We start from the raw sequence: 13652 nt of genomic DNA, 5'->3' as shown, positions 1-13652 counted from the left end.
CTGTTCCCGCAATCAATCATCAGAACAGGATTATCTTCATTCTATCTTATATGAAAACGTTGTCAATCTATTTTACGCATAAACTATAACTAGGATAAAAAACAGTTAAATTTGGATATAATCCTTGCAGACATTTATACTTGAGGTAAGAACTCTATTTAAGGAAGAAATTTAAAAAAGTTAGCGATTTCTTACTAAAATATCAAGAAAACACTTGTGAGATTTACTTTTATCCTTTAAAATAGAATAGGAGAAATTCCGTTATTATTTTTCGGAGGAAAAAGAAATGTCCATTAATTGGCAGGAAATTTTATTTCACTTTTTAGGAGGTCTAGGACTGTTTTTATACAGTATCAAGACCATGGGAGACGGTTTGCAACAAGCTGCTGGAGATCGCCTTCGTTTTTACATTGACAAGTACACTAGCAATCCCTTTTTAGGCGTTCTAGTCGGAATCGTCGTGACTGCCCTGATTCAGTCAAGTACAGGGGTTACAGTTATCACGGTTGGGCTGGTCAGCGCTAGTCTTCTCACTCTTAGACAGGCTATCGGAATTATCATGGGAGCCAACATCGGAACCACCGTTACTTCCTTTATCATCGGTTTCAAGCTTGGTGAGTATGCTTTGCCCTTGATTTTCCTTGGAACCATGTTCCTCTTCTTTACAAAAAACAGAACAGCAAACAATATCGGTCGCATCCTGTTTGGTGTTGGGGGAATCTTCTACGCCCTTAACCTCATCAGTGCCGGTATGAGCCCACTTAAAGATTTACCACAATTCAAGGAGTATATGGTCACTTTGGGACAAAACCCCATTTTAGGAGTGGTGGCCGGTGCAGTGATTACCGTCCTCATCCAGGCTTCCTCGGCTACAATCGGGATTTTGCAAGGCCTCTATGCAGGTGGGTTCCTTGATCTTAAAGGTTCACTACCAGTTCTTTTCGGAGATAATATCGGGACAACCCTAACCGTTATCATTGCCGCAGCTGGAGCCAATGTCTCTGCGAAACGCGTTGCTGCAACCCACGTTACCTTTAACGTTTTAGGGACTATTCTTTGCTTAATCTTATTAGGCCCCTTTACTGCTATGATCGAGTACTTCCAGGCACTCCTTCACCTCTCACCTGAGATGACCATCGCCTTCTCGCACGGTGCCTTTAACGTAAGTAACACCATTGTACAATTTCCATTCATCGGAGCCTTGGCCTACTTTGTAACCAAGCTCATCCCTGGTGAAGACGAGGTTGTCAAGTACGAGCCCCTCTATCTCGACGAGCAACTTATCCAGCAATCTCCTTCTATCGCTCTAGGAAATGCCAAAAAAGAACTTTTGCACTTAGGAAACTATGCAGCCAAAGCTTTTGACCTTTCTTATACCTATATCATCGGTTTGGATGAAAAGGTAGCTGAAAAAGGGCACAAGACAGAGGAAGCCATCAACACCATCGATGAAAAACTCACTCGTTACCTCATCAGACTCTCAAGCGAATCCTTGAGTCAAAAGGAAAGCGAAGTCTTGACTAACATCCTGGATTCGTCTCGTGATTTGGAACGGATTGGGGACCACGCAGAAGGCTTGCTCAACCTAACCGACTACCTTCAACGTAAGAATGTTCAGTTCTCTGATGCTGCTTTAGAGGAATTAGCTGAAATTTATCAAGCAACAACTGCATTTATCAAGGATGCCCTTGATAGTGTGGAAAACAATGATATTGAAAAAGCTCAAAGTCTGGTTGAACGCCATAAAGAAATCAACAATATGGAACGCGTTCTCAGAAAGACCCACATCAAACGCCTTAACAAGGGTGAGTGTTCTACACAAGCTGGAGTCAACTTTATCGACATCATTTCCCACTACACTCGTGTCTCTGACCATGCTATGAACCTAGCCGAGAAGGTCATCGCTGAACAAATCTAATAACCAAAAAGCTATCCTGAATGGGATGGCTTTTTCATCTCCTCATCAAAAATGTTTTTTCTGACATATAAAAAATGCTTTGATTCACAGTGGAATCAAAGCATTTTAAAGAGTTCTCCAAACATGATAGCAGAAACTGCAGTGCCCCTATACTTGGCTTCTTCTCTTTTGATAAAGCGCGCCAAGTTGAGCAACTCAGGTGCTGGGTGTTTGGGATTGATGAGCAATTCACGGGTGACCAGTCCTGAGAGTCGGACTGCTAGTAATTGCTCATTTGTAGTTGGTAGTTTTTTAGCAGTCTCTAGGAGAGCAGCAACTAAATCTTCACTCAAACCCTGACGAGCATGGTTGTAGAGATCTCTTATAAGGCTTTCTAGGTTTGGTTCTGCCATCCTGACCACCTCCCTTATGTTTAATAATGTTTAATCAAATCAACCGTTGAACGATCCAATTTTTTCACCAAGGCTTGCAAGAAAGCTTGGGCTTCTAAGAAGTCATCCATCGCGTAGAGAGTTTGGTGAGAATGGATATAACGGGCACAGACACCGATAGTTGTAGATGGGACACCACCATTTTTTAGATGAGCTGCACCAGCGTCCGTTCCGCCTTTTCCACAGTAGTATTGGTACTTGATGCCAGCTTCTTCAGCCGTTGTCAAAAGGAAATCTTTCATACCTGGAAGAAGCAAGTGACCTGGATCATAGAAGCGAATCAGTGTTCCATCCCCAATCTTGCCTTGGCCACCATAAACATCACCAGCAGGTGAACAGTCAACTGCCAGAAAAACTTCTGGGTCAAACTTAGTTGTGGAAGTATGAGCGCCACGAAGACCAACCTCTTCTTGAACGTTCGAGCCAAGATAGAGTTCATTTCCCAGCTTTTGGCCTGACAAAGCTTCAGCTAGCTCGCTTACCATGAGGACACCGTAGCGATTGTCCCAAGCTTTTGAAATGATATTCTTTTCATTGGCTGTCAAGATAGCGGAGCTATCAGGGACAATCGTGTCACCCGGACGGATACCAAAGCTTTCTGCCTCAGCCTTATCCGCAAAACCACCATCAAAAATGATATCTGAAATAGCTGGCATGGTTGGTCCACCTGTTCCACGTGTTAAATGTGGCGGGACAGAGCCTGAAATCACAGGAGTTTCACGACCATCACGAGTAAAGAGTTTAAAGCGTTGACTGCTGACTACCATTGGATTCCAACCACCGATTTCAACAACACGGAAGGTACCATCTGGCTTGATTTCGCTGACCATAAAACCAACTTCGTCCATATGAGAAGCGACCAAAACACGGGGCGCATCGGTAGCTTCTGAATGCTTGATACCGAAAATGCCACCTAAACCATCTGTCACCACTTCATCCACATGCGGTGTCAACTTTTCACGAAGATAAGTACGGACAGGCGCTTCATGACCTGAGATTGCAGCAAGTTCTGTTACTTCTTTGATTTTTGAAAATAATGTTGTCATATCAGTTCCTTCTTTCTGTCCTCCATTTTACCACTTTTTATAGGAGAAGGGTAGTGGGAAGGTGGATTGGGTTTTACAAGTTTATCCTATAAAATAGAGGGGCAGATGTTATTTCAGTAATTTTTCTTTCTTTCTACATTAAATTGTCAGAAAATTTAATGACAGATTAAAAAAATCGTGTTACATTATCTCCAAGGGTATTTTTATACCAAATCTACGTGAAAGGACGGGGCATGAAACTCTCTCATTTTTTAACTGGCTTACTTCTACTCCTTGTCTTTCTCTCCATCACCATTGGAACCAGTGATTTTTCTTGGGAAAAATTCTTTGCTTTTGACCAACAGACCTGGCTTCTCTTTCAAGAGTCGCGTCTTCCAAGAACCATCAGTATTCTCCTTGCAGCCTCTAGTATGAGCATGGCAGGACTCCTCATGCAGACCATTACCCAAAATCAGTTTGCTGCCCCAAGCACAGTCGGAACGACAGAAGCCGCCAAACTGGGAATGGTGTTAAGCCTCTTTGTCTTTCCGTCTGCGAGTCTGACCCAAAAGATGCTCTTTGCTTTTGGCTCATCCATCTTATTTACCCTCTTCTTCCTGGCCTTTATGACTATTTTTTCTGTAAAGGAAAGGTGGATGTTGCCCTTGATCGGGATTATCTATAGCGGGATCATCGGTTCTGTCACAGAAGTTATCGCCTATCGTTTCAATCTGGTTCAGAGTATGACGGCCTGGACCCAGGGCTCCTTCTCCATGATTCAGACCCATCAGTATGAGTGGCTCTTCTTAGGCCTCATTATCCTGATAGCCGTTTGGAAATTATCCCAAACCTTTACCATCATGAATCTGGGCAAGGAAACCAGTGAGAGTTTGGGGATTTCTTACTCCCTACTGGAAAAACTGGCCCTCTTTCTGGTGGCGCTAACGACAAGCGTCACCATGATTACCGTTGGTGCCTTGCCTTTTCTCGGGGTCATCGTTCCCAATCTGGTCCGCAAGCGCTATGGAGATAATTTGAGTCAAACCAAACTCATCGTCGCACTGGTCGGAGCCAATCTGGTTCTGGCCTGCGATATCCTCTCTCAAGTTCTCATTCGGCCCTATGAGCTGTCTGTCAGTCTCTTGCTAGGAATCATCGGTAGCCTCGTCTTTATCCTACTTCTATGGAGAGGGGGACGAAAAGATGCCGTTTAAAAGCAAACATACCAGACTCTTCTGCCTTCTCATTATTCTGGCCATCGGAGCTTGTCTCCTCTACTTTTGGCCTATTAGTCACCTATCTGTCTTTGCTTGGAAACTTCGTTCTCAAAAGATTGTCGTTTATCTCTTGGTAGCTATCGCGACAGGGATTTCGACTATTAGTTTTCAAACTCTGACGGAAAATCGCTTCCTAACGCCAAGTATTTTGGGAATCGAATCCTTCTATGTCTTGCTACAGACCCTGCTACTGGTTTTTGAGAGCAAATTTCTTCAGCTTGAAAAGTCTTCTATCTTAGAATTTCTAGTCTTGCTTCTGCTTCAATCCCTCTTCTTTCTCGCCTTACAAGGCTACTTGAAAAAGCTGATGAAGCAAGATCTGGTCTTCATCCTGCTAATCTGTATAGCCCTCGGAAGTCTCTTTCGAAATATCAGTACCTTCCTCCAAGTCCTGATGGATCCAAATGAATATGATAAACTGCAGAACAGTCTCTTTGCCTCCTTTCAGCATCTCAACACTTCCATCCTAGTCATCGGTTCTCTGATTATCCTCGCTTTGACCATCTTTTTCTTTCGAAAAGCAGTCGTTCTGGATGTCTTGCACCTGCAAAGAGAAACGGCTCAGATACTGGGACTCGATATTGAAAAAGAACAGAGAGAACTCCTCTGGGGCATCGTGCTTTTGACCTCAACAGCCACTGCCTTGGTAGGGCCTATGGCCTTCTTCGGCTTTATGCTTGCCAATCTCACCTATCTAATCCTCAAAGATTATCGGCACAAGTTGCTCTTTATCGTAGCCATTCTGATTGGATTTATTAGTTTGACCTTGGGACAAGCCCTCATTGAACGAGTCTTTGCGCTGGAAATTCGCATCAGTATGATCATCGAGAATGTGGGTGGCTTCTTATTCTTTATCTTACTTTATAGGAGGGCACGTCAGTGAAACTGGAAAACATTGACAAATCCATTCAAAAACAGGATATTTTGCAAGACATTTCGCTTGAAGTCAGTCCTCAGAAACTGACAGCCTTCATTGGTCCAAATGGTGCTGGAAAATCAACTCTCCTCTCCATTATGAGTAGACTAACCAATAAGGATCAGGGAATTCTCAGTATCAAAGGGCGTGAAATCGAGAGTTGGAATTCGCAAGAACTGGCCAAAGAACTGACTATCCTAAAGCAGAAGATCAATTACCAAGCCAAATTGACCGTTGAAGAACTAGTCAGTTTTGGACGTTTTCCCTACAGCCGAGGTAGATTGAGAACAGCGGACTGGGAAAAAATCCGAGAAACTCTAGACTATCTGGAACTGACAAACTTAAAAGACCGCTACATCGATAGCCTGTCTGGTGGACAACTCCAACGTGTCTTTATCGCCATGGTACTGGCCCAGGATACAGACTTTATCTTGCTGGACGAACCACTTAACAATCTCGATATTAAGCAAAGTGTCAGCATGATGCAGATTCTCAAGCGACTGGTGGAGGAACTCGGTAAAACCATTATCATCGTCCTCCACGATATCAACATGGCCAGCCAGTATGCGGATGAAATTGTTGCCTTTAAAGACGGCCAAGTCTTTAGCAAGGGAACGACTACTCAAATCATGCAGGCTGACCTGCTCAGTCAACTCTATGAGATTCCCATCACGTTGGCTGATATCAATGGCAAAAAGATCTGTATCTATAGCTAGTAACTCAGAAACTCGAGTTAAAGAACCCTCAGTCTCTTAGCTAACAAGCCTATCTAAGAGACTCCCTACATTGTTATCACATTTTAAAAAGGAGAAATCATGAAAACATCCCTTAAACTTTATCTCACTGCCCTAGTGGCCAGCTTCTTGCTCTTACTTGGTGCATGTAGTACAAATACAAATTCAAGCACTAGCCAGACAGAGACAAGTAGCTCTGCTCCAACAGAGATAACCATTAAAAGTTCACTAGACGAGGTCAAACTTTCAAAGGTTCCTGAAAAGATTGTGACCTTTGATCTCGGTGCTGCGGATACTATTCGCGCTTTAGGTTTTGAAAAGAATATCGTCGGAATGCCTACAAAAACTGTTCCGACTTACCTAAAAGATCTTGCAGGAAATGTCAACAATGTGGGTTCCATGGTTGAGCCAGACCTAGAAGCTATTGCTACTCTTGAACCAGATCTAATTATTGCTTCTCCACGTACCCAAAAATTCGTAGACAAGTTCAAAGAAATTGCTCCAACTGTGCTCTTCCAAGCAAGTAAGGACGACTACTGGACTTCTACCAAGGCTAATATCGAATCCTTAGCAAGCGCCTTCGGCGAAACTGGTACACAGAAAGCCAAGGAAGAATTAGCCAACCTAGACAAGAGCATCCAAGAAGTCGCAACTAAAAACGAAAGTTCTGACAAAAAAGCCCTTGCTATCCTCCTCCATGAAGGAAAAATGGCCGCCTTTGGTGCCCAATCTCGTTTCTCTTTCTTGTACCAAACCTTGAAATTCAAGCCAACAGATACTCAATTTGAAGACTCACGCCACGGACAAGAAGTCAGCTTTGAAAGTGTCAAAGAAATCAATCCTGACATCCTCTTTGTCATCAACCGTACCCTTGCCATCGGTGGTGACAACTCTAGCAACGATGGCGTCCTAGAAAATGTCCTCATCGCTGAAACCCCTGCCGCTAAAAACGGTAAGATTATCCAACTAACACCAGACCTCTGGTATCTAAGCGGAGGCGGACTTGAATCAACTAAACTTATGATTGAAGACACTCAAAAAGCTTTGAAATAAGCAAGAAAACCCAACATCAAATGATGTTGGGTTTATTTTTCTTCTCGATTTCGTTTGAGGGAAAAGTGATCTGGGACAGGATCTTTTCCTATTGGCGACCAAGGATGGCATCGGAAAATTCGAGCCAAGCCCATCAAAACACCCTTGAAGCCATGTTTTTCAATAGCCTGAATCATGTAATTTGAACAAGTCGGCTCAAAGCGACAAGAAGGTGGAAAGGCTGGTGAGATAAAACGTTGGTAAAAGCGTACTGGCGCTATTAAGATTCGTTTCATTATTTCTTGGTTACAGCCATAGTGTGTAGTTGGCTGATTTCTTTTTTATTAAGGCGACGGGATTCTCCTGGACGAAGACCTGTCAAGTCTAAGTGTCCAAAACGTGTCCGAGACAACTTATCCACTTGAAGACCGACGGCTTCAAACATTTTTTTAACCTGGTGGTTACGCCCTTCATGGATAGTCAACTGCACTACAGAGCGATTTTTAACTGGATCCACTTTGAGAATCTCATAGACAGCTGGCTTGGTTTTCTTGCCATCAATCTCAAGACCACGAGTCAAGGGGCGGAGATTTTCTTTGTTGGCCACACCTTTAACACGCGCGACGTAGACCTTGTCAATCTCATTACGGGGGTGAATCATCTCGTCTGTAAAGTCCCCATCATTGGTCAAAATCAAGACACCTGATGTATCCCAGTCCAAACGTCCCACAGGGTAAATGCGCTCTTTTACATTGGGCAAGAGATCCACAACAGTCTTGCGGCCCTTGTCATCTGTCACACTGGAAATCACACCGCGGGGTTTATTGAGAAGATAGTAGACCTTTTCTTCGTTGTAGATAGGTTGGCCTTCAACTTCAACCTTGTCACCAGCCTTGATAGTGGTTGCTAGTTCACGCACTACTTGGCCGTTGACCGTCACCAAGCCTTGCTTGATCAGCTCTTCTGCTTTTCTCCTACTGGCCACACCTGCGTGGGCAATATATTTATTGATTCTCATCTTCTTCTATCCTTTCACCAAATAATTGGCTTTCTTGGGCCTGAATCTCAAGCTCATCAATCACTGGCAGTTCTTCCAAATGGTTAATTCCCATGTAATCTAGGAAATAATCCGTAGTCACATAGAGGTTGGGGCGACCCAACACTTCTTTTTTCCCGTCTTCCTTTATCAAGTCAAAAGCCTGCAACTTTGCCAAGGCCCCACTCGAGTTGACCCCACGGATGGCATCGATTTCTATCCTTGTGATGGGCTGCTTGTAGGCAATGATTGACAAGGTCTCAAGGGCAGCCCGAGACAAACTCTGGTTGATGGGAGCTTTGGAATATTCCTTCAAAATCGCTGCAAATTGAGGTTTGGTCACCAATCTATAAGCCCCACCTGTCTCAATCAGGGACAAGCTCGAATCTTGGTCTTTTTCATACTTTTGGGCTAATTTTTCTAAACTCTGTTGGATACCTGTTGGGGGAAGTGATAGGAGTTCAGCCAACTGACGGACCCGAATCCCATCTTCACCTGCTACAAACAAGAGCGCTTCTATTTCTGCTAAAGTACTCATCTTTCCTCTCTATCAAGTCTAGCTTTGTGCCTCTTGACTTTCTTCCTTCTTTTCCATGAGATAGATATCTCCGAAACTCTCCTCTTGTACGAGGACCAGTTCCTGGGTTTTGATTAACTCTAAGGTCGCCAAAAAGAGGGTAATGACCTCTTGGACATTCTGGGCTTCCTTGAACAAATCCTGCAAACGCAACTGGTCTCGCCCAGTCAAGGATTCTTTTACGATAACCATCATGTCCTCAATCTTATACTCATCCCGCAGGATGGTCGTGTGGTTCTGAGCGAACTCCTCTTTTTTCTTGGCTAGGATATTTGAAAAAGCCAAAAAGAGGTCAATGGTCGTCCTATCATGCACAAGTTCCGCATCTTCGTAAATCAACTCTGTTGGCGCTTTGGAATAGTACTGGGCCCGATCTTGGTGCTTAGCCTCCAAGTGCTCACCCAAGAGCTTGAACTTGCGGTATTCTTCGATTTGAGAGAGAAGATCCTGCTCTAGATCATCTTCCAAATCTGTCACTTCTGCTACCTTTGGCAAGAGCTTGCGACTCTTGATCAGCATCAGCTGACTGGCCATGACCATGTACTCACCCGTCACTTCCAGACGCATGGCCTGCAGGGTTGAGACATAGGCTAGGTACTGTTCGATGACTTCTGTGATAGGCACATCGTAGATATCCATCTGATACTTTGAGACTAGGTGCAAAAGCAAGTCCAGGGGCCCTTCAAAATCTTTTAATTTAATATCCATTATCTATATTTTTCTAAGGTCAGGACTGTTTTTAATCCTAATTTTTTTGCAATTTCGTACAAATCGACCTTGTTTTCTATTTGTCTTAGAATGAACTGTTCCCGCAAGGCTTGAGCGGATAAGGTTGGGAAACCTTTCTCCTTGACAAAGGACTCTAGCTGACGAAAGGCCCACTGACGAGAATAGGCTTTCTCTCCCCTTTCAAAGAGATAGATCTGCCCCATCAAGGGTTCTAGCTCTGGAATCAAGGTCGTGGGTATGGTGACAATCCTCTGTTGGGAAGCCTTGTTAATTCGCAACACCTGAAAATCCAGATTGATATCTGCAACCTTGAGGGCTAAAATCTCACTAGGCAAGAGTCCCATTTCTAGAATTAAGAGCGCCAGCAAGCGTCCCTCTGGATAATTACTTTCCTGCCAAAAAGAGTCTAGGTTTAGAATCTCTGATTTTTCAGTCTTCTTTTCAGCTTGCTTGGCTAATTCCAAACGGTAAAAGTTATCCACTTCTCCTTTTTGGTAGAGAAAGTAGAGAAATTGGTTACAGGCCGAAAGTTTTCGCTTCTGGGCGCTGATTTTTAGATTGGCTAGCTGGGCTTGGTAAATCTTGAGACTGGTATCAGAGATCCGCTCATCTACAATGTCTAAAAATTGCTCCAGATCATACTTATAGGACTGCTTGGAATTGGCAGACAAACCCTGCTTTCCCTCTAAAAAGTCTGAAATCCTATCTCTCATTTGCATCGAATCTCATAATCCTTATTAAAATCATGCAAGAGGGCATTGACGGCCTTGAGGATGGACTTGCGCGTGATGATTCCTTGGAAAATTCCTTCACCATCTACGACTGGCAAGAAAGGTTCATCTACTAGTTTATGGAGGACCTCAGTGATATTATAGTCTGGAGCGACGACTGCTACATCCGTCTTGGTCATATTGACGATATCTGTAGTTGCCATCTGCTCATCTTTCAAACCTTGCTCCATTTGATAAGCCAAAATATCTCGTAGACCAATGGTTCCGACAAAGTGTTTGTCAAAGGTCACAACAGGGATACGGGTATAGGTAATTTGACTCAACACCAAAATCGCATGGTCAGCGTTATGGGTATCAATCAAGGCTGCTAGATTCTCAGCAGGGGTGAGAAAGGTTCCTTCCTGCTCCAGTAAAAATGCTTCAAATTCCTTGGCAATCATCGAGTAAACTCCTTGGACAAGCCTGGATAAACCTCATGATCACGTGTCAAAAAGTCCACTTTGAAATAGCTGTCATCAATCTCCACACGGGCATAGAGGCATTCTCTGATGGTTCCTCGTGGTTGGCTGATGGAGCCTGGATTGAGAAAGAGTGTCTTTCCTTCCATCCAAGCACTTGGCACATGCAAGTGACCATAGAGACAGATGTCTGCTTCTTCTTCCTGAGCCCAGTAGTCCAACTTTTGAAAGTTGAAATTGATATCAAATAAATGTCCGTGAGTCTGGATGATCTTTGTAGGACCAAGTTGAGTCACCAAACGTTCTGGGTAGCCAGCATAAAAGTCCATGTTGCCTTTGACGACATGGATGCCCTCCCAGAGCGGAGAATCGGGACGAAGTTCTGAGTCACCATCGTGAAAAATGGCATCAACTTTACCCAGATAGCGGTCACGAATTTCTTCCACAATCAAGCTATCTCCGTGGGAGTCACTCATTACAATGATGGTTTGCTTTGCCATGATGGAAATACCTCCAAAAGTTTCTTAACGGCTAAGGCACGGTGAGATTGGCTATTTTTTTCTTCAAGGGTTAATTCAGCTGAGGATTTGCCTGTCTCTCCCACAAGGAAAAGGGGATCATAACCAAAGCCATTTTCACCCTTGGGTTCAAAGTTGATATAACCTGGCCAGTCAGCTTCAACCACCAAGCTTTCCTTGTTTGGACTGGCTACAACTAGGGTTGTGTGAAACTGAGCTGAGCGGTCCTTGAGTTCAAAGACCATGGCCAATTCGTGCAAGAGTTTGGCATTGTTTTCACGGTCAGTAGCTCCCACGCCAGCGAATCGCGCTGACCAGACTCCTGGTAAACCGCCGAGGACATCGACTTTGAGACCAGAATCATCTGCCAAAACCATCTTGCCTGTTAATTGGGAAATGGTTTCTGCCTTGAGGCGGGCATTTTCTTCAAAGGTCATGCCTGTTTCAGCTACTTCAGGCAGGTCAGGATAGTCATTCAGATTTTCGACATCGTAGCCTAGTTTGTCAAAGATAGCTCGGAATTCCTTGGTCTTGCCCTCGTTACGAGTCGCAATCAACAAGGTTTCTCTAACCTTACTAGTTTCAAAGAAGTCTTGAACATCGATCCCTTCTTTAGGTAGTTCGACATGCAAAAGCTGTCCATTTTCAATCAAAAGTAAGGCTCCCTGACGTTGGATGACTTCCAAGTTACGTCCTGCTTCCGCATTTAAAATCTCAACGATAAAGGAGAGCAGACGAAAGTTAGAAGACCAGCGCATCACTGTTATCGTAATCGGAAAGCCCTTTTCCTCATCACGAAAAATCCGCGCTAAATCCATAAAATCAAGCTCAAGCGGATCTTTGATGAGGCTATAGATGCCTCCATAGACATCCCAGACACCAACATACCAGTCCTGGTCGTCCTTGTATTCATAAATTTTGTTTGTCATAATGTTACATGCTCCACATGAATCTCTTTCTCCAGCCATTCTTCCCCAATCTGGGCAAAACTTTGGCTATTGGCTGTTGTGTAAAAACGATGTTGAAGAGGCCCCGCATCTCGGCTACGATTGATTTCGAAGTAGTTAAGCAAGACCGAGATGTCCCGTACACACTCTGCCCCACTATCGATGAGCTGAACCTTAGGGCCCATGACATTTTGGATGATAGGGCGAAGGAGTGGGTAATGGGTACAGCCCAGAATCAGGCTATCCACCTTTCCAACCAAGGGGCGCAGGGTTTCATAGACGACTTTCTTGGTTACACTGGTTGATAAGGCACCAGACTCCACCAAGGGGGCAAACTTAGGACAGGCCAAACTTTCCACCTGTAAGTCTGGATCCAAATCATGGATTTTCTGACGGTAGATGTCTGATTGTACCGTCATGGGTGTTCCAATGACCCCGATTTTCCCACCTTGGCTGGACTTGATGGCTGCCGAAGCTCCTGGCAAAATCACACCTAGGACGGGAATGTCTAGTTGAGCCTTGATTTCTTCCCAGACGACCGCAGTCGCGGTATTACAAGCAATGACAATCATTTTGACATCCTTGGTCAAGAGAAAGTTGACCAACTGCCAAGTATATTCACGAATTTGCTCAGCAGGACGGGGACCATAGGGCGCCCGCGCCGAATCTCCAATATAGACGATTTCTTCATGGGGAAGCTGGCGCATGAGCTCACGAACAACGGTCAAGCCCCCGACACCCGAATCCAAAAAACCAATTGGTCGATTATCCATACAGTCTTCTTTCTAGTCTTCTTTTTCTGATTGATAGTTCATCATGATTTCTTATCCTGAACGAACTGACAGACAGCTTGATGGAATGTCAACTGCCCCTCTCTTAATCATAATCAAATATCAATAGAATGCAAGGAAAAAGTCTTATCCTTGAGAACTATTGAACATAGTGAGAAGTCTGGAACTTTCATCCCAGACTTTTCCTTATTTATTTTTTCTTTTTATTGTTAGCGAGGGCTGCTTTTTGTTGACGGATGATTTGGTGGTAAACTTGTTGTACCTTGGCTTCGCTTGGTTTTTGACCATTTGCGCTCAAAAGAGCACGAACTGCCTCAGCATTCAAACGTGGGTTGTCAGCAAATTCTTTTTCAATTTGCTTACGCACCAAATACATACCTCCAAGAGCTCCTCCTAGAAAAGCTAGCACAATCAAGACAATTGCTAAAAGTAAATCCATTCTTTTTCTCCTGTTTCTTTTTGAGTCTTCTATATTATACCATAAAGTGGCTTTCCTGACTAGTTTGTTTTACGCTTTCAAGAAGGGGTTAAG

17 protein-coding genes are annotated in these 13652 nt (G+C 43.9%); 5 read left to right on the top strand and 12 right to left on the bottom strand.

Annotated features, from left to right (window positions below):
• Window positions 1-286: 286 nt before the first annotated feature.
• Window positions 287-1918, top strand: coding sequence for a Na/Pi cotransporter family protein (locus tag HF881_RS09465; protein WP_169447280.1), 1632 nt, complete (start codon window positions 287-289; stop codon window positions 1916-1918).
• Between the two features lie 95 nt (window positions 1919-2013).
• Here the strand turns inward: HF881_RS09465 and HF881_RS09460 are convergent, their stop codons facing one another.
• Both HF881_RS09460 and pepA read right to left on the bottom strand, forming a co-directional pair.
• On the bottom strand, window positions 2014-2310 hold the full coding sequence (locus HF881_RS09460) for a bacteriocin immunity protein (RefSeq protein ID WP_125418527.1): 297 nt from the start codon (window positions 2308-2310) through the stop codon (window positions 2014-2016).
• 20 nt (window positions 2311-2330) lie between these two features.
• Window positions 2331-3395, bottom strand: a complete 1065-nt coding sequence (pepA, locus tag HF881_RS09455) for a glutamyl aminopeptidase (RefSeq protein ID WP_169447279.1) — start codon at window positions 3393-3395, stop codon at window positions 2331-2333.
• 233 nt (window positions 3396-3628) lie between these two features.
• On the opposite strand from pepA, the gene HF881_RS09450 reads away from it, so the two are divergent.
• The 4 genes from HF881_RS09450 (at window position 3629) to HF881_RS09435 (ending at window position 7354) form a co-directional block, all read left to right on the top strand.
• A complete protein-coding gene (locus HF881_RS09450) occupies window positions 3629-4588 on the top strand; it encodes an ABC transporter permease (RefSeq protein ID WP_169447278.1) in 960 nt (319 codons plus the stop codon).
• Entirely contained in the window at window positions 4578-5534 is a 957-nt protein-coding gene (locus HF881_RS09445; RefSeq protein WP_169447277.1) for an iron chelate uptake ABC transporter family permease subunit, read from the top strand. Before HF881_RS09450 ends, HF881_RS09445 begins: the two co-directional genes overlap by 11 nt.
• Window positions 5531-6283, top strand: coding sequence for an ATP-binding cassette domain-containing protein (locus tag HF881_RS09440; RefSeq protein WP_169447276.1), 753 nt, complete (start codon window positions 5531-5533; stop codon window positions 6281-6283). Before HF881_RS09445 ends, HF881_RS09440 begins: the two co-directional genes overlap by 4 nt.
• A 99-nt stretch (window positions 6284-6382) precedes the next feature.
• On the top strand, window positions 6383-7354 hold the full coding sequence (locus HF881_RS09435) for a siderophore ABC transporter substrate-binding protein (protein WP_084925578.1): 972 nt from the start codon (window positions 6383-6385) through the stop codon (window positions 7352-7354).
• A 32-nt stretch (window positions 7355-7386) separates the two neighbouring features.
• On the opposite strand, the gene yidD is transcribed toward HF881_RS09435, so the two are convergent.
• The 10 genes from yidD to HF881_RS09385 form a co-directional block, all read right to left on the bottom strand.
• On the bottom strand, window positions 7387-7629 hold the full coding sequence (gene yidD / locus HF881_RS09430) for a membrane protein insertion efficiency factor YidD (protein WP_084925577.1): 243 nt from the start codon (window positions 7627-7629) through the stop codon (window positions 7387-7389).
• Window positions 7629-8351, bottom strand: coding sequence for a pseudouridine synthase (locus HF881_RS09425; RefSeq protein ID WP_001222214.1), 723 nt, complete (start codon window positions 8349-8351; stop codon window positions 7629-7631). The genes yidD and HF881_RS09425 overlap by 1 nt, the downstream gene beginning before the upstream one ends.
• Window positions 8338-8907, bottom strand: coding sequence for an SMC-Scp complex subunit ScpB (scpB, locus tag HF881_RS09420; protein WP_033606312.1), 570 nt, complete (start codon window positions 8905-8907; stop codon window positions 8338-8340). The genes HF881_RS09425 and scpB overlap by 14 nt, the downstream gene beginning before the upstream one ends.
• Window positions 8908-8925: 18 nt before the next feature.
• Window positions 8926-9654 (bottom strand): segregation/condensation protein A, encoded by a 729-nt coding sequence (locus HF881_RS09415; RefSeq protein ID WP_084925575.1) that lies wholly within the window; start codon window positions 9652-9654, stop codon window positions 8926-8928.
• On the bottom strand, window positions 9654-10388 hold the full coding sequence (gene xerD / locus HF881_RS09410; RefSeq protein ID WP_346775291.1) for a site-specific tyrosine recombinase XerD: 735 nt from the start codon (window positions 10386-10388) through the stop codon (window positions 9654-9656). Before xerD ends, HF881_RS09415 begins: the two co-directional genes overlap by 1 nt.
• A complete protein-coding gene (gene cbpB, locus HF881_RS09405; RefSeq protein WP_084925571.1) occupies window positions 10385-10846 on the bottom strand; it encodes a cyclic-di-AMP-binding protein CbpB in 462 nt (153 codons plus the stop codon). Before cbpB ends, xerD begins: the two co-directional genes overlap by 4 nt.
• Complete coding sequence (locus HF881_RS09400) at window positions 10843-11364, bottom strand: metallophosphoesterase (protein ID WP_084925569.1); 522 nt, start codon at window positions 11362-11364, stop codon at window positions 10843-10845. The genes cbpB and HF881_RS09400 overlap by 4 nt, the downstream gene beginning before the upstream one ends.
• Entirely contained in the window at window positions 11340-12311 is a 972-nt protein-coding gene (locus tag HF881_RS09395; RefSeq protein ID WP_169447274.1) for a nucleoside-triphosphate diphosphatase, read from the bottom strand. Before HF881_RS09395 ends, HF881_RS09400 begins: the two co-directional genes overlap by 25 nt.
• A complete protein-coding gene (racE, locus tag HF881_RS09390) occupies window positions 12308-13102 on the bottom strand; it encodes a glutamate racemase (RefSeq protein ID WP_000370380.1) in 795 nt (264 codons plus the stop codon). The genes HF881_RS09395 and racE overlap by 4 nt, the downstream gene beginning before the upstream one ends.
• A gap of 208 nt (window positions 13103-13310) precedes the next feature.
• Window positions 13311-13559 carry a YneF family protein gene (locus HF881_RS09385; protein WP_000364987.1) on the bottom strand — a complete coding sequence of 83 codons (249 nt, stop codon included), beginning with the start codon at window positions 13557-13559 and terminating at the stop codon, window positions 13311-13313.
• Between the last annotated feature and the right edge of the window lie 93 nt (window positions 13560-13652).

Source organism: Streptococcus sp. WB01_FAA12, assembly GCF_012843315.1.
Taxonomy (GTDB): domain Bacteria; phylum Bacillota; class Bacilli; order Lactobacillales; family Streptococcaceae; genus Streptococcus.
This window is presented reverse-complemented; position numbering and strand designations above follow the sequence as displayed.